Source organism: Janthinobacterium sp. BJB301 (assembly GCF_002735685.1).
GTDB classification, from domain to species: Bacteria; Pseudomonadota; Gammaproteobacteria; order Burkholderiales; family Burkholderiaceae_D; genus Janthinobacterium; species Janthinobacterium lividum.
Map to the genome: position 1 here is coordinate 1576411 of NZ_PDZJ01000001.1, position 17913 is coordinate 1594323.

The following is a 17913-nucleotide window of genomic DNA, read 5'->3' on the forward strand; positions in this document are numbered from 1 at the left end:
TATAGGGTATACCAGAAATATAAAAATTAGCTATTAAAATCGCCGCGCTTGGCACGCTCACAAAAACCATGGCATCGAACGTTGTCCTTAAAGCACCGATCACAAATACGTAAGCGCAGACAATATCGAGCCTGCTGGACGACCCATTTTGGCACTCCAAGCATGTACATAAAATCACCGAGCATCCTAGTGCAATTGACAGCCCGCCAGTGGGTCCGCCTAGAGTTTCGAATAATCCAGTATTGATTGCGGAATTCATCCTCAGTTTGCTCAAGTATCTGCAGTGAATTAGCGTCAAAATTTGCCATGTCACGTCCCTCCTCCCCCGTCAATCAAGGTGGAGTAACTGTCAGAACAGACAATCGTCCAACACTTGTGGCAACCCCGGTGCAGTCGTCAGGTAGACGACGCGAGATTGTTGTTGCACCAGGTCTGCAAGCCGTCCATGCAATGGCCGGAAAGCGCCTGAAACGCGACCTGCGCAGCGCGCAGCATGTTTGTACAAAACGGCACCCGCCATACATCGACTTCCGGCACCACGATGCCCCTGGAGCGGAAGTAGCGTTTCTGGTCCAGCGCCCTGCACTGCATTTCCTTGCCGCAGTACTTCGCAAGCGGCATTGGAGCATGCGTTGTCAGGCAGCCGCACCATTGGGGGCTCTGCAAATCGATGATGCTTATTTTTCTACAACATATTGCACAACATATTGTATGATCGGGTTTCACCGAGGAGTAACGTTAAAATGCGCTATCACTTATATCTGCTTCAAACGCTATCGGCGCTGTCCATAGTGTGCACATCGGGCGCTTTTGCCGAGGAACCTGGCATTTCACGAGATGAAAAGGGGGCGATCATCGCCTCCCTCGATAGCGCCTTGAAGGCGAACTACCCGTTTCCCGACATCGCAAGAAAAATTGCGCCGGTGCTTCAGGAGCGTCTGAAAAAGGGAGATTATGATTCCGCGGCCACGAAGGCAGAGTTTGCGAGCAAGCTGACCGACGATCTCCTCAAAGTCAGCGGCGACCTGCATTTCTTCGTGGGGGCCGACGCAAAATGGATCGCGGCATTCAAGGCGAAGGCCAATCCGGCGCTCAAGGCCAAGATACGAAAAGAAGAATTGAGTACGCTGGAGGAGAGCAATTTCGGTTTCGATGAGGTCGCTCGCCTGAAGGGAAATATCGGCTATATACGATTCAGCTATTTTGCCGATCCGGAACTTGCCTATGATACGGCCGCGTCCGTCATGCGCTTCGTCGGCAATACGGATGCCCTCATCATCGATTTGCGCTATAACAATGGCGGACATCTGGAAATGGCGCAATTTCTGGCGAGCTATTTCTTCTCCAGCGAGAAAGACCAGCTTCTCTTCGACTATTACTATAATGAGGATGGCAAGCGTATCCAGCGCGGGCAATGGGTGCTGCCGGGGCTGCCCGGCAAGCGCATGGTGGACAAGCCGGTCTATATCCTGACCGGCTCCACGTCGTTTTCCTCCGCAGAATGGTTTTCCTATGCGATGAAGAAGCTCGGGCGAGCGACACTGATCGGGGAGCGGACCGCCGGCGGCGCGCATCCGGTTGCACGCAAGCCGCTCAACGACGATTTTTTCGTGCAAGTACCGATCGGCCAGATCCAGGATCCCGTGGACCATGGCGATTTCGAAGGAGCCGGCGTACAACCCGATATCCCAAGCCCGTCCATCCGCGCACTGCCTCTGGCGCACAAGCTGGCGCTTGAAAATCTGGCGAAGACCGATGACGCCAGGCGAACCGAATTTGCCTGGCTGCTCCCAAGCTTGACGGCAGCCATCGAGCGCCCGCACGTCGATGCCGGGATGTTGACGAAAGCCGCCGGAAAATATGAAGGCCGCCAGATCATCCTGGAGAATGGCACACTCTACTATATCTGGCGCGACCGGTTCCGCGTCGCCCTGGAGCCGATCGGTCCCGACCTGTTCGCGGTGGAAGGCGTGTCCGATTTTCGATACCGCTTGAATGTTTCGCGCGGAAAAGTGACGGCGCTGGAACGCGTGAACAAGGACGGCAGTATCCAGCGGTACCAGCGCCTTGATTAAGGGCACACCTGAGGGGACACATCATCCGGCCGAGATCGATGACGCCGTGTTTCTCGGCCGCGCGGTCGAACGGCTGAGCGTCCTGATCGCTGAGCAATCCCAGACTGTCTTCGATACCATCGGGATCGTGATCCCGGTTCGTTCGTGTTCGCTGATGACTGTTCTTGCAACGCTCGGCACGGCCTCCGCCTCGGATCTGGCGCGCGAACTCGGACATTCGCACCAGCTGGTCATGCAAAAGATACCCAAGCTGCTCCGTCTGGGCCTGATACAGTATCGGAGCGATGACAATGATGCCCGGCGACGAATATTCATGCCCACCGATGAAGGCTTGTCGCAGCTTGCGAAATTCGAGCAGTGCACGGTGCTGATTCGGGCAGCCTATGCCGGCTTGTTTGCCGAGGTGGGGGACGTCAGGCAATTCGTGGATCGGGCCGCCGATGCGCTCAAGGAGAGGCCGCTGGAGAAACGCATCAATTCTCCGGTCTGACCATGCCCTGAAGTAAGGCTGCTGGCGCACGCATCGCCTTCCTGCCGGAATACATTGATGTAGATCAATCAATTTTCCTACCGTGTGCAGCAGAATATGATCATTCGCAAGGCTCTGTCGAACAGACCATGGCAGAGCGCTAGGCTGGCGCAACAATCCACCACACGTGCCTTGTTCCCAGCTTGGCGCTCGCGCCTGCGCCCTGCCTTACGCATGACCAACTTCACAAGGAATAACATGATCCCCACTACCATGAAAGCCGCCGTTGTCGAACAACTGGGCCAGCCGCTGGTGCTGCGCGACGTTCCCGTGCCGGTGCCAGGCCCCGGCCAGATCCTCGTCAAGACGGAAGCTTGCGGCGTCTGCCACACGGACTTGCATGCCGCGCGCGGAGACTGGCCCGTCAAGCCGACGCCGCCATTCATTCCCGGCCACGAAGGCATCGGCCTGGTGGTGGCCGTGGGCACGGGCGTGACCGAAGTGCAGCTGGGCGAACGGGTCGGCGTGCCCTGGTTGTACTCGGCTTGCGGCCATTGCGAACATTGCCTGGCAGCCTGGGAAACCGTGTGCGCCGAGGCGCAGTTCGGCGGCTATACCAAAAATGGCGGCTTCGCCGAGTACATCCTGGCCGACCCGCGCTACGTCGCGCACATTCCGGCGGGTCTTTCTGCCGTGCAAGCGGCGCCCATCATCTGCGCCGGCGTGACCAGTTACAAGGGCATCAAGGAAACGGGGGCGCGACCGGGCCAGTGGCTGGCCGTGTCCGGCATCGGCGGACTGGGCCACCTGGCCATCGAATATGCGGTGGCCATGGGCTTGCGCGTGGCGGCCGTCGACATCGATGAAGGCAAGCTGGAGCACGCGCGCGCCCTGGGCGCCGAAGTGACCATCAATGCGCGCCAGGGCGACCCGGTCGCGGCCTTGCGCGAAGCGACCGGGGGCGGCGCCCACGGCGTGCTGATCACGGCACCGTCGATCGATGCCTTCCAGCAAGGCGTGGCGATGACGCGCAAGCGCGGCACCTGCGTATTGGTCGGCTTGCCGCCGGGCGACTTCCCCACGCCGCTGTTCGACGTGGTCGCCAATTGCGTGACGATACGCGGCTCTTTTGTGGGCACGCGCCAGGACATGGCCGAGGCGCTCGCCTTCGCCGCCACGGGCAAGGTCAAGGCCGGCGTGGAATTGCAGCCGCTGTCGGCCATCAACGAGATCTTCAGCCGGCTGGAACATGGCAAGGTTGCCTCGCGCGTGGTGCTCGATTTCAGCGGCAACTGAACGCCAGGCGGGCAGCGCGGTGTGTCGTGCGACGGCAATTTAATTGCCGTTGCTATGATGGCATCTCATACAGAACACCGAGGACACACCGATGAAGAAATCCCTCTCCGGCCTGCTGGCCGGCGCCGCCCTCGCCTTGTCCTTTTCGGCTGGGGCGGCCAGCGCGGCCGAGCCGGCTGCGGCTACGCTGCCCGGACACTATTACCTGCAAGGCGTCATGGAAACGGGTTCCGAACTGCTGCTGAAAAAGGACGGCAAGTTCGAATGGATGCTCAGCTATGGCAATACCGACGAGCAAGCCAGCGGCGAGTGGCGCGTTGCCGGCGACGTGGTGACCCTGGTGGCGGGCAACGGCGGCAAGGAGCCGCAGTTTCGCGTGTTCGAGGAATCGGAAATGCGCATCCAGAAACCCGCCGAAGCGGGCCTGTGGGTGGCCATCGTCGGCTTCCCCCGGTTGGGGCCGATGGCCGGCGTGGAAGTGAAGTTCGAAGCGCAAAGCGGCAAGACGGCCACGGCCGTCAGCGTGGCGAACGGCGACGCCATCGTCCGCATGCCGGCGTCGGAACGCTGGGTGCGCGCCGGCTTGCGCCGCCAGGGTTCAAAAGCCGACTATCAATGGCTGGCCGTGCCGCCCATGCGCGCGCAGGAACGCATCGCCGCATTCGCCGTTACCGACCCCCAGTGGTTGAGAGGCCAGGCATTCCAGAAGCTGTCCTTGCGCGTGGTCAAGGGCGGCCTGAAAGTGGACGATCCGGACCATGGCCTGGCCAGGGGCCTGTACGCCAAACCGGCATCGACGCAATAGCTTTCTTTCCCCGTCTTTCCATTCTCCCGGCACGTTGCCCTGGTCAAGAATAATGACCGGGACAGTACGCGCACGCCCGTGCGCCGTTGACACCCCGCACGGTCTGTCCTATAGTCGCCGGGTTAACGACAAATGAGAATGAGAATCATGTTCAGTTCTATCAAGAAATGGCTCGTCTGCTATCCACTCGTGGCCGCCAGCGTGTTGCTGGCCGGAGGCGCGCAAGCGCAAGTGGCCGACCAGGGCGCCGGCGCCAAGCAGTTATGGCAATTGATCGACTATGTTGCCGTCGATTACAGCGGCGCTGTCGAACACGGCAAAGTGGTCAGCGAGGCGGAATACGCGGAAATGCTCGATTTTACGGACAACGCGACGACGCAGATCGCCGCCCTGCCCGCGCACGCTTCGCAAGCGGCCATCGCCGCCGCCATCGCCGACCTGCGCAAAGCCGTCGTCGCCAAGGCGGATGGCGCGGAAGTCAAGCGCCTGGCGCACCATGCGAACGGCTTGCTGATTGCCGCTTACCCGATTCCCGTGGCGCCGAAAGTGCTGCCCAATCTGGCGCGCGGCGCCGCCCTGTATGCGGCCCAGTGCGCATCCTGCCACGGCGTGGCCGGCGGCGGCGACGGTCCGCTGGCGGCCAGCCTGGAACCGAAGCCGATCGCCTTCACGGATGGCGAACGGGCGCAGTCGCGCAGCCTGATGGCGCTGTACCAGGTCATTTCGCAAGGCGTGGCCGGCACCTCGATGGCCAGTTTTGGCCAGCTGTCCGAGAACGAGCGCTGGGACCTGGCGTTCTATGTCGGCGGGATGTCGCACGATGCGGCGGCCAGCGCGCGCGGAGAAAAGCTGTGGCAGGATGATCCGCGCAGCAAGAACCTGTACGCGGATCTGGCTGCCGTGACGACCCTGACGCAGGAAGCCGTTGCCGCCAAGCTGGGCGCGGACGAGGCGCAAGCCTTGACGGCGTACTTGCGCAGCAACCCTGGCAAGGCCGAGGCGCACAAGCCGGCCGGCCTGGCCCTGTCGCGTTTACGCCTGGCGGAAAGCCTGGAGGCCATGCATGCGGGCGACCGCGCGGGCGCCACGCGCCTGGGCCTGTCGGCCTACCTGGACGGTTTCGAGCCGATCGAGCCGATGGTGGGCGCGCGCAATAAATCCCTGCTGCTGGCCGTGGAAAACGGCATGCTGGCTTACCGCTCCGCCGTGGCCAAGGGCACGGTGGCCGACGCCGACGCGGCCGGCGAAAAGCTGCAGCAACTGTTTACCCACGTGGAAGCGGAACTGGGCGACGCCAAGGCCGACCCGATGACGACCTTTGTCGGCGCCCTGACGATCTTGCTGCGCGAAGGCGTGGAAGCGCTGCTGATCGTCATCGGCATCATCGCCTTCCTGCGCAAGGCCAAGCGCAACGACGTGCTGCCCTATGTGCATGCGGGCTGGGCCAGCGCGCTGGTGGCGGGCGGCCTGACATGGGTGGCGGCAACGTATCTGGTGACCATCAGCGGCGCCAGCCGCGAAGTGAGCGAAGGCCTCGGTTCCGTGTTCGCGGCCCTGGTACTGCTCAGCGTGGGCTTGTGGATGCACCAGAAGAGCAGTGCCGGACGCTGGCAGGAATACCTGCACGAGAAACTCACGGCGGCCATGACGCGGCGCTCCGCCTGGGGCCTGTTCGCCCTGGCCTTCATCGCCGTCTACCGCGAAGTCTTTGAAACCGTGCTGTTCTATTCCGCCCTGGCGGCGGACGGCAATGGCGGCGCCCTGCTGGGCGGCTTCCTCGTGGCCATCGTGCTGCTGGTCGTGATCGCCTGGGCCTTGCTGCGCACCAGCGCGCGCATGCCGATCGGCAAATTCTTCTCGTGGACGTCCGCCTTCGTGGCCGTGCTGGCCGTGATTTTGATGGGCAAAGGCGTGGCCGCGCTGCAGGAAGCGGGCTGGATCGGCGTGAGTCCCGTCGATTTCATCCGCGTCGACCTGCTGGGCATCCTGCCGACCCTGGAAACCTTGCTGGCGCAGGCTGCCATCCTGGCCATCATCGTCGTTGGCTATGGCTGGAACCGCGTTTCTGCGGGCAAGCGCAAGCTGGCTTGACCTTGTAGAGCCGGCGCGGGCAAGCTGCCCGTGCCGGCCACGGCGCGCCTGTTCAGGCGCGCCATCCCTCCCCCGCCATCGGTCCCACTTTCATCGCCAACATCGTCAAGACGGGCGGCGGGCCAGGCAAGGATGCGCCGCCGTTTTCCTTTGCCCGGCAAGACATCCTGAATAGAATATGATGACCATCATGCGGAACTTGCGCAACAACTCAACTGCCCAACCCTCGGCGCCAAACCGCAAGGAAGCCACCCACGAACGCATCGTCGAGGTGGCCACGGCCAGGACATTGCGGACCATTTCCTGACGTCGCCCTTGCGTGGATGGTACCGCTTTCATCCGGACAGGGCTTTCGACACGCGGTCTCCGAACACCAGCACTGCCAAACCGGAGATCATCAGCAGGTAGCCCATCAGTTTTCCGGGCGAAATCGGGCGTGCCGTTGCACCGAGCAAAGCGAAGTGATCGATGACCAGCGATGACGTGAGCTGGCCGACCACGGCCAGTCCCACCAGCAAGGTCAAGCCGATGCGCGGTGCCAGCAGGACGTTACACAGCAAGGCGCCGGCACCCAGCATGCCACCCAACAGGCTCCAGAGGGGCCGAGCGGGAACTTCCGCCAGTGACGCCACGCTGCCACCGCGCAGCAAGGCGATCACAGCCAGACACAGCGCGCCGATGGTGAAGGACACCAGCGCCGCCGTCAGGGAGTCTCCACCGATGCCCCGCGCAAGCTGGCCATTCAAAGTGGTTTGCAAGGCAATGGCGATGCCCGCGCCGAAAGCGATGGGTAACAGTAGCGCGTTCATCAGGCGCTGCTTACGCATGGTGGATCGGCGCGAACGATTCAGCAAACAGGTCGGGCTGGTAACCGGCGGCATTGAACAGGTGAGCGCAGGATTCGTCGATCGCGGAGCGCAGCCTTGCCTGATCCACGCCCAGTACGACGCCACCGCGTTTGCGCACGCGCCCGTTGATGATGACGGTATCGATATTGCTGCGCTCTGCCGCGTGCACCACGGTACCGATGGCGTTGTTGACCGGGTAGAGGTTGAGGTCTCCGGTGCGTATCAATACCAGGTCGGCCTGCTTGCCTGGCGCCAGGCTGCCGATGCGTTGTTCCAGCCCCGCACACGCGGCGCCGTCGATCGTGGCCGCCTCCAGCAAGCGGAACGCATCGGTGGGCGCCGCCGCATGGTGGTGCCCATGCAGGCGCTGGGTATGCCCCAAGACCCGCTGCAGGTAGAACGCCACGCGCATCTCCATGAACATGTCGCCGCTGTACGAGGTCTCGTTGTCGACACTGAGGCCGGGGCGTATGCCGTGCTGGAACGCCGCCTGCCAGGCGTTCATGCCATCCTCGATACCGTAGTGGGCATCCGAGCGCGGGCATACGTTGACGCGCACGCCTGCCTCGCGCAAGATTTTCCAGCCGGATTCCGGCAGGCAGGTGCAGTGGTTGAAAATGTTGTCGTTGCCAAGCAGCCCCTGCTGGTGCAGGCCTTCGAGTTCGGCTGCCATGCCACCACCAAAAAGCTCGGTCACGATGGGAATGCCCAGTGCCCGCGCGATGGCCCACTGCTCCGGTTCCAGCTGCGCCATCATGGCCAGCGTCACCAGGCTGTCGGGATTGGCAAAATACTTGGCCTGCAGGCGTGCGAGGTTGCCCGGCCAATGCGCCTCATCCCAGTCGCCCGATACGGGCGCGCCGGATGCATGCACGGCACGGATACCCGTATCGAGCAATGCTTCGACGGCCGCGTCGGAGTGCGCCGCGGTGCGGCTGTTGTGGGAGTTGTCGATCACGGTCGTGATGCCGGCATCGATGCAGCCCAATGCCGTGAGCAGGTTGCCCAGGTAAATGTCGCGCGGCCGGTAGTATTTGGCAAACGAGAAATGGGTGGCGTTGCAATAGTCCTCGAGCGTTGCCGCATTCGGATTGATGCGGCGCAGCTGGCCTTCCCAGGAGTGCCGATGGGTATCGACCATGCCCGGAATGGCGATCATCTCCGCGGCATCGATCACCTCGGCACCGTCGGCCTCCAGGTGCACGCCGATGGCGGCAATGGCGCCGTCGGCAATCAGGATGTCGCCCTTGGGCAAATTGCCGACATTGCCATCCATGCTGATGATCGTCGCGCCGCGTATCAGCATCTTGCGGGGGGCTGGGGCCAGTGGGGCCAGTGGCGCCAGCAGAGCCGGCAATTGAGTATCTTGTTCAAGCATGGTTGAGTCCTGCGATAGGTAATGGGTTGCACGCAGTCTAGTGCAGTCAAGCAGGCGGAAAAAGTAGCGCCGGGCGTTTTCATCATGCGGAAAATCCGAACAATGTTGGGTTATAGTGCCATTTCCTTTAGCATCACACGGACAAGACATGGATCGCGTACAAGCAATGCAGGTATTCCTTCGCGTGGTCGAGAGCAGGAGTTTTGTGCGCGCGGCAGAGACCCTGGGCTTGCCCGCATCGTCGGTCACCGGCATCATCAAGCGGCTGGAAAAACATTTGCAGACGCGCCTGCTGAACCGTTCCACACGAAACCTCAGCCTGACACCCGAAGGCGAGCGCTACTTCCACCGCTGCCGCGAAATACTCGACCTCATCGACGACACCGAAGCCAGCCTGCAAGGCCCGGGCGAGCGCCCGCAAGGACGGCTGCGCGTGGATATGCCGGGCGGCATCGCCCATGCCGTGATCCTGCCGCAGTTGCGGCAATTTCAGCAGCGCTACCCGGATATCTACCTGATGATCGGCGTCAATGATCGCCAGGTCGACTTGATACAGGAGGGAGTCGATTGCGTCATCCGCACCGGCAGTCTGGAAGACTCGACGCTGGTCGCGCGCCGCTTGGGCGAGCTGCGCTGGATCACCTGCGCGGCGCCGTCCTACCTGGCCGAACACGGTGTTCCCGCGCTCCCGGAGGATTTGGCAAGCCACCGGGCCATCCACTACTTTTCCAGCACGGCGCGGCGGGGGAGCGATCTGCATTTCATCGACGATGGCGTCCGCGTCGCGGTGCCTGTCCCTGGCACGGCCGCAGTCAACGAGACCGGGCTGTACATCAAACTGGGCCTCGACGGCCACGGCTTGATGCAGCTGGCCGAGATCCTGGTGCGCGACCATTTGCAGGCTGGAGCATTGGTCGAGGTGCTGGCCGACAGGCGGCCGGCACCTGTGCCGGTATCGCTGCTCTATCCCCACCACCGCTTTCTCTCCCCGGCAATGCGGGCCTTCACCGACTGGACGACAGAACTGTTCAGCAACGCCAGCCTGATTTGACCGCGCCGAGCGCCGCCTGCAGGCGCAGCGCATCGCGTGCACGGAGTTGGAAATTACGATATGATGATCATCATGCAGAACTTACCCAACAAGTCAGCGGCCAAAATTATGGCGCAAAGCCGCAAGGAAGCCACCCACGAACGCATCGTCGAGGTGGCCACGCGCGCCATCCGCCGCAGCGGTTATGCGGGCACGGGCGTGGCCGACATCATGAAGGAAGCGGGCCTGACGCACGGCGGCTTCTATGCCCACTTCGCCTCGCGCGACGCGCTGCTGGCCGAAGCGGGCGACCGCGCGGGAGCCGAAGCGGTGGCGCTGGCGGCCAGGGTGGCAGCTGCCGCCCCTCCCGGCCAGGCCCTTCAGGCCATGATGGCCGCGTATCTGTCGCCCGGACACATCGCCGCCATCGAGGTTGGCTGCCCCGTGTCGGCGCTGGGCTCGGAAATGCCGCGCCAGGCGCCCGAGGTGCGGCGTGCCGCCACCATCCATATCAAGGAAATGATCGACCTGTTCGCGCGCCAGTTGCCGAACTGGGGCCAGCCCGAAGCGCATGCGCAGGCCATGGCGACGGTGTGCGCCCTGATCGGCACCACCATCCTCGCCCGTGCCGTCGACGAACCGGCCCTGTCGGACGCGCTGTGCGCGGCCACCCTGGCGCAGTTTCAAGCGACCAGTTAATTGTCCTGCCCGTGGCGTTGATCCGTCCCGGGCTTTTTTTTCAACAAAAATATGATGATCGTCATATTTCATATCACAAACTGTCAATCACTGAAGGAACTGCCATGAAAAACCACAAGATTGCCCTGGTCACCGGCGCCTCGTCCGGCATCGGCGCGGCCACGGCCCAGCGTCTGGCGCAAGCGGGCTACACGGTGTACGGCACCAGCCGGCGCGGCGCACAAACGGCCGGAGTCGGCCATGCGATGCTGGCGCTCGACGTCACCAGCGATGCGTCTGTCGCCGCAGCCGTGGCCGAGGTGATGCAGCGCGAAGGCCGCATCGACCTGCTGGTCAATAACGCCGGTTTCGGCGTGGCCCCGGCGGGCGCCGAGGAAAGCAGCATGGCGCAGGCGCAAGCCATCTTCGACACGAACTTCTATGGCGTGCTGCGCATGACCCTGGCCGTGCTGCCGCACATGCGGGCCCAAGGCGGCGGGCGCATCCTCAATATCGGTTCCGTCGTGGGCTTTTTGCCCATGCCTTACGGCGCGCTGTATTCCGCCACCAAGCACGCCATTGAGGGCTACACGGAATCGCTCGACCATGAAGTGCGCGGCTGGGGCATCCGCGCCAGCGTCATCGAACCGGCCTACACGAAAACCACGTTCGAAGCCAATCTGCTGGCGCCCGATACGCCGCTGTCCGCCTACCGGCAAGTCAGCGCGGCCGTCACGCGCCGGCTGCAAGCGCTGATGGCCGGCGCCGATGACCCAGGCGTCGTGGCCGACACGGTATTGGCGGCGGCGCAGGCACGCCAGCCCAAGCTGCGCTACACGGCCGGGCCGCTTGCGGCGCGCCTGCGCCTGATGCGCCGTTTCATGCCCGCCGCCCTGATGGACGCCGGCTTGCGCAAGGACCTGCGCCTGGCTTGATCGCCCCCTTTTCAGCCTTCAGAGAGAACACCATGCAAGCATTGCAACTCAAACAATACGGCGGCCTTGATCACGTGGAGTTTGCCGAACTGCCCCGCCCCATTCCCGGTCCCGGCGAATTGCTGGTGCAGGTGCACGCCGTGGGCTTGAACCCCATCGACAACCTGATTCCCAAGGGCGACTTCAAGCCGATATTGAAACTGCGCTTGCCTGCCACCCTGGGCAGCGACCTGGCCGGCGTGGTCGTGGCCGTGGGCAGCTCCGTCACGCGCTTCAAGGTGGGCGACGCCGTGTATGCCAGTATTTTTGACACGCCAGACGGCAGCCTGGCCGAATTTGCCGTGGTGCCCGAACAGGCGGCCGCCCTCAAGCCTGTCAACCTCGATTTCGTGCAGGCGGCCTCGATTCCCATGGTGGGCTTGACGGCGTGGCAAGCCATGCATGAGCGCATGCAGCTCCAGCCGGGCCAGAAAGTATTCATTCCGGCCGGTTCCGGCGGCATCGGCACGTTTGCGATCCAGCTGGCCAGGCACCTGGGCGCCCGCGTGGGCACGACCACCAGCACGGCGAACGTGGAGCTGGTGCGCGGCCTGGGCGCCGATGACGTGGTCGATTACAAGAAGCAGCCGTTCGAGGACGTGCTGCGCGATTACGACGCCGTGCTGGGCACGGTGCGCGGCGACGGGCTGGAAAAGGCCTTGCGCATCGTCAAGCCCGGCAGCCATGTCGTCTCGCTGATCGGCCCGCCGGACGCCGCTTTCGCCCGTGCGCGTGGCATGAACGTGGTGCTGAAACTGGTGTTTGGTTTGCTCAGCCGCAAGATCATCGGCCTGGCGAGGCGGCGCGGCGCCAGCTATGCCTTCCACTTCGTGCGTCCCGACGGCGGCCAGCTGGCGCAGATCGCCGCCTTGATCGAAGGGGGAAGCATCCGTCCCGTCATCGACCAGGTGTTTCCTTTCCGTGAGGCGAAACAGGCGCTGGCTTACCTGGCGCAGGGACGCGCGCGCGGCAAGGTGGTGGTGCAACTTCCCGCGCCTTGATTCACATCTGCCGGAAATGCTGCAGATAGCTGCGGCTGACGGGCAAGGTTTCCTCGCTGCCGCGCAAGTGCAGCTGCGCCGTTTCATTCACGCCCCGCGTTACCTGGCTGACATACGCCAGGTTGACGATGACGGCGCGGTGTATTTGCACGAAGCGTGCCGGGTCCAGTTGTTCGCCCAGTTCCTTGATGCTGGTGCGTATCAGGGCTTCGCCCTCTTCCCACGCCACCAGCGTGTATTTCTCTTCGGCCCGCAGATAACGCACTTGCTCGACGGGAATCAGGCGCACGCTGCTGCCCACGGATGCCTTGATCCATTGCAACCGGGCCGGCGGCGCGGCGCGTCCTCCCAGGCGGCTGGCCAGCTGGTCCAGCATGGCATCGAACGCACCGCCATCGGCCGGTGGGCCGGGCAACTGGCGTTGTAAACGCTGCACGGTGTCGGCCAGGCGGGCCGGATCGACGGGTTTCACCAGGTAATCGATGGCGCCCTGCTCGAACGCTTGCAATGCGTACTGGTCATACGCGGTGACGAACACGATTTGCGCGCGGCGGGCCAGCGCGCGCGCCGTGGCGATGCCGTCCAATCCCGGCATGCGGATGTCGAGAAAGACAATGTCGGGTTGATGCAGCTCAAACAATTCAAGCGCTTCGGCGCCGTTGCGCGCATCGCCGATCACGGACAAGGCGGGCCACAGGGTGGCCAGGTGGCTGCGCAGGCGTTCGCGCAGCAGCGGTTCGTCGTCGGCAATCAGCGCGGAAATGGTGTTCAAGGCTGTCCTCCAGAAAAATGCAGCTCGGCACGCACGCCATGCGGGTCGAGCGCGTGCAGTTCCAGCCGGGCGCTGGCGCCATACACGGCTTGCAGGCGGCTGCGCACATTGTTCAGGCCGGTGCCAGGCTGCGCCGTCTCGGCCATGCCCACGCCCGTATCGCTGACCCAGACGCAGCTCTTGCCGCCGGCCCCCTCCACCGTCGCGCCCACGGCGATGCGTCCGCCCGCCGTAGCGGGATCGATGCCGTGGCGCACGGCGTTTTCCACCAGGGTCAGCAACGCCATGGGTGGAAAGCGCAGGCCGGCCGCCTGGGCGACGTGGGCTACCTCGAACTGCAGGCGGTCCGGCATGCGCACCCGCATCAGTTCCAGGTAGGCGCGCACCAGCTGCAATTCCTGCTCCAGGGTGGCGGCCTCATCGTTCAGGCGCGGCATGGCGGCGCGCAGATAGGCGATCAGGTGGCCCAGCACGGGCCCCGCGTTGGGCGAGCCGGACGCCACCAGCGCTTCCACATTGGCCAGGGTATTGAACAGGAAATGCGGCTCGATCTGCGCCTGCAAGAGGCGCAGGCGCGCGTCCAGCAATTCACGCTCCAGGTTGTTTTTCTCCAGTTCGGCCTGCAGGCGGTCGGCCCGTTCGCGCTCGCGCCGTTCGCTGCGCATGGCCAGCAGGGAAAACAGCACGCCGAAGACGACAGCCAGCACGACCATCAGGAAATGGCCGACAAGGGTTTGCGTTTGCGCGAGATAGGCAAGGAACTGGCCGCGCTGCGTGGCCAGCGCCGTGACCAGGGCGGCCACGGGCGCCATCAGCACCACCGCGCCCAGGCGCGCCGCCGCCAGCGACAGCCAGCGCGGCCGCAAGGCTCCCGCCGCCGAGTACGCCAACAGCAGCGCCGCGCCAATGAAGCCGATGCGGCCAAAGACGCCAAGATACGGCGTGCCGCTGAGCAGATGCAGCAGCCACGACAGCAGCAAGGTGAAGACCGTCACGACGAGCGCCTGCCGCGCGGTCGGCAAGAACGCTTGGGCGCGGCGGATGGTGACAGGGGCAGGCCTCATGGCGTCACCATACGCGGGAAGCGGCCGCCGTTCAAGCCCTGAAAACCGCCGTTCGTCGCACCGTCCCCGCCTGTTCCCGCCCGCCCGGGAAGCGGCCGCCTATCTTGATGCTTCGTTCATGCCGCCAGGAGATACCGATGCCATCCGCCAGTTCCACCACCAGCCCCCTGCCCTCGCCGCGCCTGGCGTCATCGCACCGATGGGCGGCCACGGCCCTGTCCGCCTCTACCCGCTTCTGGTTCCTCGCCACCGTCATCGGCCAACTGTTCTTTGCCGCCTACATCATCGCCCTGTATGGCACCGCCGCGGCGCGCGGCGATTTTCCGGGCTGGAATGCCGTCATGACGCATGGCCACGTGCCCGGCGATGGCGTGGGCAATGTGGCCACCGGCGTGCACCTGCTGCTGGCAGCCATCCTCATGCTGGGCGGCGCGCTGCAACTGGTGCCGCACGTGCGCCGCCACGCGCCCCGCCTGCACCGCTGGAACGGCAGAGTCTACCTGGCCGGCGCCGTGCTGGCTGCCTTGTCCGGACTGTATATGCTGTGGTGGCGCGGCGCCGTGGGCGATACGACGCAGCACCTGGGCATCAGCCTCAATGCCGTGCTGGTGCTGGTCTTCGCGGGCCTGGCCTTGAAGAACGCGTGGCAGCGCGAGTTCGCGGCGCACCGGCGCTGGGCGCTGCGGCTGTTCCTGGCCGTGAGCGGCGTGTGGTTCTTCCGCGTGGGACTGATGTGCTGGCTGGCAGTCAATGGCGGCCCGGCGGGTTTCGACCCTGCAAGCTTCACGGGGCCATTCCTCAGCTTCCTCGCCTTTGCCCAGTATCTGCTGCCGCTGGCCGTGCTGGAAGCCTATCTGCGCTGCCGCGACGGCGGCAACGCGATGCTGCGCCTGGGCATGGCGGCCGTGCTGGCACTGCTGACGGTGGCGATGAGCGCGGGCATCGCCGTGGCCGCGATGGGCATGTGGCTGCCGCGCATGCACGGCTGAATCGCCTGCAGCGGCCGCAGCAGTTATCATGCCGCTCATTCATGAAAGGACGGCAATGACATCGATCTCGCAACGCTTGCAGAAACTGGGTTGGACGGATAGCCAGGCGCAGGCCTTGGCGGACACGGCGCAGCGCAAGGAATATGGCCCCTTGCTGCAACAGTTGCTGTTGCGCGGCCTGTGGTCCGACGTGGTCGACGAGTCCATGCCGCAGCCGCAATGGCTGGAACACTGGCGCACGCTGGGCGAATCCGGCTTTCCCTTCATCAACTCCCCTGCCCTGCAGCGCCTGCTGGACGCCGGCGTCGACGTGCACGACCTGACGGACGTGGTGCGGTCCGCGCAAGTCTTGACGATCTACAATATTGCCCAGCTGATCGACGAGCCCTGCCGCGACGTCGGCTACGACGTGGCGGATGCGCCCGACGTGCAGCTGGCGTATGTGGACGAGGCCGGCGTACCGCACCGCCCCGGCAGCCTGCATGATGCGCTGGAAGAAAGCGACCCGGCGCGCCGCCATGGCCAGCCCCGCTCGCTGGAGCTGCGCCAGTTTGGCGGCTTGCCGCCGGCGCAGCAGGAGGAATTCAGGGGCTTGCTGGCGAAACAGGCGTGGTCGCCAGCGGCCGCCCTGTGGAAACGTGCCATCGGCGGCGAGCTGGCGCACTGCCTGGCAACGGTGCGGCAGCTGGCGCGCCAGCTATAGCGGCAGTTGCAGCCGGCTTTACCAGTAGCCGAGCACCTTCCACCAGGTCGTGCCGACGATGGCAAAGATCAGCAGTTCCACCACGCACATGATGAAGCCGACGCGCCACCAGTTGCCCATCGTCACGAAGCCGCTGCCGAAGATGATGGGCGAGGTGCCCGTCGCATAGTGCGTCAGGGTCATCATGATGGCCGAGCCGGCCGTCATCATCAGCATGAAGGGCACGTGGTATTCGGCCGGGATCAGGTGCAGGCCCACCGTCAGGAAGGCCAGCAGCATGGCGCTGATGTGGGCCGTCGTGCTGGCGAAGAAGTAATGCGAAAAGACAAACACCAGCACCAGGACGGCGGCAATCGGCAGCCAGTCCATGCCGCTGGCGACGATGGAGGCCTTCATGCCGGCCGAAAACCAGGCGATCACGCCCGTCTTGTTCAGCTGCTCGGCCATCATGACGAGCGCGCCGAACCACACGAGGGTGTCCCAGGCGCTCTTTTCCGACAGCACGTCGTCCCAGTCGATGGTGCCGGTAATGATGAGTACAAACAGGCCGACAAAGGCGACCACCGTCGCATCGAGCGAAAACGCGGGACCGAACAGCATGGCGGGCACGTTTGCCCACAGCAGCAGCAACAGGGCGAAGGTCCCCAGCATGACTTTTTCCGACGGCGACAGCGGGCCCATGCTTTTCAGTTCCGCCTTGGCGTAGGTGACGGCGTCGGGCGTGGCTTTCAGTTCCGGCGGCGACAGCCAATAAATAATCAGCGGCATGACCAGCAGGCAGACCAGGCCCGGCAGCAGCATGCACAGGGCCCAGGTGGTCCACGTCAGGTGAAAACTCTGGCCGCTGGCCTTGGCCACAAAGTCGACCACCAGCGGGTTCGGCGCCGTAGCCGTGAGGAACATCGCCGAGGTGATCGGATTGGCGTGGTAGTTGACGAGGGCCAGATAGGTGCCGACTTTCTTTTCCGTGCCCTTGGCCGGGTCCGAGTCGAAGGCGTTGGCGATCGATTTCATGACGGGGTGGACGATGCCGCCGCCACGTGCCGTGTTACTCGGTGTAAATGGCGCCAGCACCAGTTCGCAGATCGCCAGGCCATAGCCGATGCCCATGGTGCGCTTGCCCAGCAGGGAAATGAACAGCAGGCCGATGCGGCTGCCCAGCCCCGTCTTTTTCAGGCCGCGCGAAATCAGGATCGCCACGACGATCAGCCAGATCAATGGATTCGAGAAACTGCTGAGCGCATCCGTGATGGCGCCCTTGGACGAGGTCGACGTCACTTGCGACAATGAAACGATGACGATGGCCATCATCGCCATCACGCCGATCGGCATGACCTTCAGAATGATCGCCAGGATGGTGGTGAGGAAAATCGCCACCAGGCCCCAGGCTTTGGGCGTCAAGCCGTCCGGCGCCGGCAGCAATAGCATGCTCAACAGCAAGGCTGTGCAGATCAGGGCGGGGACGAGGCGGAATGGGACGGCTTCCTTGAAATGCAGGAACAGGTCGCGCACTGTTTTATACATCTTTATTACCTTTCGCTGTGGGTCAGGCATCCTCGCGGTCGGAATCGTGCACGCAGATTCATGGGCCGGTAGGCACAAGAAGCGCGCCCGCAAGATGACAGATGCCCAACAATTCTGTTCGGCAATATCATACACGCAAGGCTGACGCGGCCCCGCCCCGTCACGCCGCCTGCTTCAACTAACTTTCAAATCGTTGATCTGGGAGCGGCATGCGCA

18 protein-coding genes are annotated in these 17913 nt (G+C 63.8%); 12 read left to right on the top strand and 6 right to left on the bottom strand.

All coding sequences use genetic code 11. The annotated features are described in order from the left end of the window. Positions 1–396: 396 nt before the first annotated feature. Positions 397–621, bottom strand: coding sequence for a hypothetical protein (locus CSQ91_RS06835; protein WP_099387783.1), 225 nt, complete (start codon positions 619–621; stop codon positions 397–399). A gap of 122 nt (positions 622–743) precedes the next feature. Here CSQ91_RS06835 and CSQ91_RS06840 point away from each other — a divergent pair, with 122 nt between their 5' ends. From CSQ91_RS06840 to CSQ91_RS29140, 6 genes are all read left to right on the top strand, one after another. Then, the gene (locus CSQ91_RS06840; protein WP_099387784.1) at positions 744–2075 is read left to right on the top strand and encodes a S41 family peptidase; all 1332 of its coding nucleotides are present in this window, start codon (positions 744–746) and stop codon (positions 2073–2075) included. Beyond that, positions 2068–2565: a MarR family winged helix-turn-helix transcriptional regulator gene (locus CSQ91_RS06845; protein ID WP_099387785.1), complete on the top strand. Its 498-nt coding sequence runs from the start codon at positions 2068–2070 to the stop codon at positions 2563–2565. Before CSQ91_RS06840 ends, CSQ91_RS06845 begins: the two co-directional genes overlap by 8 nt. 240 nt (positions 2566–2805) lie before the next feature. Next, positions 2806–3840, top strand: a complete 1035-nt coding sequence (locus CSQ91_RS06850; protein WP_218963742.1) for a zinc-dependent alcohol dehydrogenase — start codon at positions 2806–2808, stop codon at positions 3838–3840. A gap of 91 nt (positions 3841–3931) precedes the next feature. Continuing rightward, positions 3932–4645, top strand: coding sequence for a hypothetical protein (locus tag CSQ91_RS28560; protein WP_143450968.1), 714 nt, complete (start codon positions 3932–3934; stop codon positions 4643–4645). Between the two features lie 147 nt (positions 4646–4792). Then, the gene (locus CSQ91_RS06860) at positions 4793–6736 is read left to right on the top strand and encodes a cytochrome c/FTR1 family iron permease (RefSeq protein WP_099387787.1); all 1944 of its coding nucleotides are present in this window, start codon (positions 4793–4795) and stop codon (positions 6734–6736) included. Between the two features lie 178 nt (positions 6737–6914). Further along, entirely contained in the window at positions 6915–7043 is a 129-nt protein-coding gene (locus CSQ91_RS29140) for a hypothetical protein (RefSeq protein WP_257217245.1), read from the top strand. Positions 7044–7071: 28 nt separating this feature from the next. On the opposite strand, the gene CSQ91_RS06870 is transcribed toward CSQ91_RS29140, so the two are convergent. Together CSQ91_RS06870 and CSQ91_RS06875 are read right to left on the bottom strand one after the other, a co-directional pair. After that, a complete protein-coding gene (locus CSQ91_RS06870) occupies positions 7072–7545 on the bottom strand; it encodes a DMT family transporter (protein ID WP_099388596.1) in 474 nt (157 codons plus the stop codon). Between the two features lie 10 nt (positions 7546–7555). Further along, on the bottom strand, positions 7556–8962 hold the full coding sequence (locus tag CSQ91_RS06875; protein WP_099387789.1) for an amidohydrolase family protein: 1407 nt from the start codon (positions 8960–8962) through the stop codon (positions 7556–7558). A 148-nt stretch (positions 8963–9110) separates the two neighbouring features. On the opposite strand from CSQ91_RS06875, the gene CSQ91_RS06880 reads away from it, so the two are divergent. The 4 genes from CSQ91_RS06880 (at position 9111) to CSQ91_RS06895 (ending at position 12645) form a co-directional block, all read left to right on the top strand. Further along, positions 9111–10013, top strand: coding sequence for a LysR family transcriptional regulator (locus CSQ91_RS06880; protein WP_099387790.1), 903 nt, complete (start codon positions 9111–9113; stop codon positions 10011–10013). Positions 10014–10073: 60 nt separating this feature from the next. Further along, entirely contained in the window at positions 10074–10691 is a 618-nt protein-coding gene (locus CSQ91_RS06885) for a TetR/AcrR family transcriptional regulator (RefSeq protein ID WP_099387791.1), read from the top strand. A 104-nt stretch (positions 10692–10795) separates the two neighbouring features. After that, positions 10796–11605, top strand: a complete 810-nt coding sequence (locus CSQ91_RS06890; protein WP_099387792.1) for an oxidoreductase — start codon at positions 10796–10798, stop codon at positions 11603–11605. A gap of 32 nt (positions 11606–11637) precedes the next feature. Next, positions 11638–12645, top strand: coding sequence for an NADP-dependent oxidoreductase (locus tag CSQ91_RS06895; RefSeq protein WP_099387793.1), 1008 nt, complete (start codon positions 11638–11640; stop codon positions 12643–12645). A gap of 1 nt (position 12646) precedes the next feature. On the opposite strand, the gene CSQ91_RS06900 is transcribed toward CSQ91_RS06895, so the two are convergent. Further along, positions 12647–13417: a LytR/AlgR family response regulator transcription factor gene (locus tag CSQ91_RS06900; protein WP_099387794.1), complete on the bottom strand. Its 771-nt coding sequence runs from the start codon at positions 13415–13417 to the stop codon at positions 12647–12649. Then, complete coding sequence (locus CSQ91_RS06905; RefSeq protein WP_099387795.1) at positions 13414–14481, bottom strand: sensor histidine kinase; 1068 nt, start codon at positions 14479–14481, stop codon at positions 13414–13416. The genes CSQ91_RS06900 and CSQ91_RS06905 overlap by 4 nt, the downstream gene beginning before the upstream one ends. 137 nt (positions 14482–14618) lie before the next feature. On the opposite strand from CSQ91_RS06905, the gene CSQ91_RS06910 reads away from it, so the two are divergent. Next, positions 14619–15470: a DUF2306 domain-containing protein gene (locus tag CSQ91_RS06910; protein ID WP_099387796.1), complete on the top strand. Its 852-nt coding sequence runs from the start codon at positions 14619–14621 to the stop codon at positions 15468–15470. A gap of 55 nt (positions 15471–15525) precedes the next feature. Continuing rightward, positions 15526–16173 carry a hypothetical protein gene (locus CSQ91_RS06915; RefSeq protein WP_099387797.1) on the top strand — a complete coding sequence of 216 codons (648 nt, stop codon included), beginning with the start codon at positions 15526–15528 and terminating at the stop codon, positions 16171–16173. Positions 16174–16191: 18 nt separating this feature from the next. Here the strand turns inward: CSQ91_RS06915 and CSQ91_RS06920 are convergent, their stop codons facing one another. Next, on the bottom strand, positions 16192–17697 hold the full coding sequence (locus CSQ91_RS06920; RefSeq protein WP_099387798.1) for an anion permease: 1506 nt from the start codon (positions 17695–17697) through the stop codon (positions 16192–16194). Positions 17698–17913: the final 216 nt, after the last annotated feature.

What these genes read in the sequence shown, in the direction of transcription:
- CSQ91_RS06890 (WP_099387792.1), top strand. Translation starts at nt 10,796, where the DNA reads ATGAAAAACCACAAGATTGCCCTGGTCACCGGCGCCTCGTCCGGCATC.
- CSQ91_RS06915 (WP_099387797.1), top strand. Translation starts at nt 15,526, where the DNA reads ATGACATCGATCTCGCAACGCTTGCAGAAACTGGGTTGGACGGATAGC.
- CSQ91_RS06860 (WP_099387787.1), top strand. Translation starts at nt 4,793, where the DNA reads ATGTTCAGTTCTATCAAGAAATGGCTCGTCTGCTATCCACTCGTGGCC.
- CSQ91_RS06905 (WP_099387795.1), bottom strand. Translation starts at nt 14,481, where the DNA reads ATGAGGCCTGCCCCTGTCACCATCCGCCGCGCCCAAGCGTTCTTGCCG.
- CSQ91_RS06910 (WP_099387796.1), top strand. Translation starts at nt 14,619, where the DNA reads ATGCCATCCGCCAGTTCCACCACCAGCCCCCTGCCCTCGCCGCGCCTG.
- CSQ91_RS06920 (WP_099387798.1), bottom strand. Translation starts at nt 17,697, where the DNA reads ATGTATAAAACAGTGCGCGACCTGTTCCTGCATTTCAAGGAAGCCGTC.
- CSQ91_RS06840 (WP_099387784.1), top strand. Translation starts at nt 744, where the DNA reads ATGCGCTATCACTTATATCTGCTTCAAACGCTATCGGCGCTGTCCATA.
- CSQ91_RS06880 (WP_099387790.1), top strand. Translation starts at nt 9,111, where the DNA reads ATGGATCGCGTACAAGCAATGCAGGTATTCCTTCGCGTGGTCGAGAGC.
- CSQ91_RS06895 (WP_099387793.1), top strand. Translation starts at nt 11,638, where the DNA reads ATGCAAGCATTGCAACTCAAACAATACGGCGGCCTTGATCACGTGGAG.
- CSQ91_RS06875 (WP_099387789.1), bottom strand. Translation starts at nt 8,962, where the DNA reads ATGCTTGAACAAGATACTCAATTGCCGGCTCTGCTGGCGCCACTGGCC.
- CSQ91_RS28560 (WP_143450968.1), top strand. Translation starts at nt 3,932, where the DNA reads ATGAAGAAATCCCTCTCCGGCCTGCTGGCCGGCGCCGCCCTCGCCTTG.
- CSQ91_RS06885 (WP_099387791.1), top strand. Translation starts at nt 10,074, where the DNA reads ATGATGATCATCATGCAGAACTTACCCAACAAGTCAGCGGCCAAAATT.
- CSQ91_RS06835 (WP_099387783.1), bottom strand. Translation starts at nt 621, where the DNA reads ATGCCGCTTGCGAAGTACTGCGGCAAGGAAATGCAGTGCAGGGCGCTG.
- CSQ91_RS06870 (WP_099388596.1), bottom strand. Translation starts at nt 7,545, where the DNA reads ATGAACGCGCTACTGTTACCCATCGCTTTCGGCGCGGGCATCGCCATT.
- CSQ91_RS29140 (WP_257217245.1), top strand. Translation starts at nt 6,915, where the DNA reads ATGATGACCATCATGCGGAACTTGCGCAACAACTCAACTGCCCAACCC.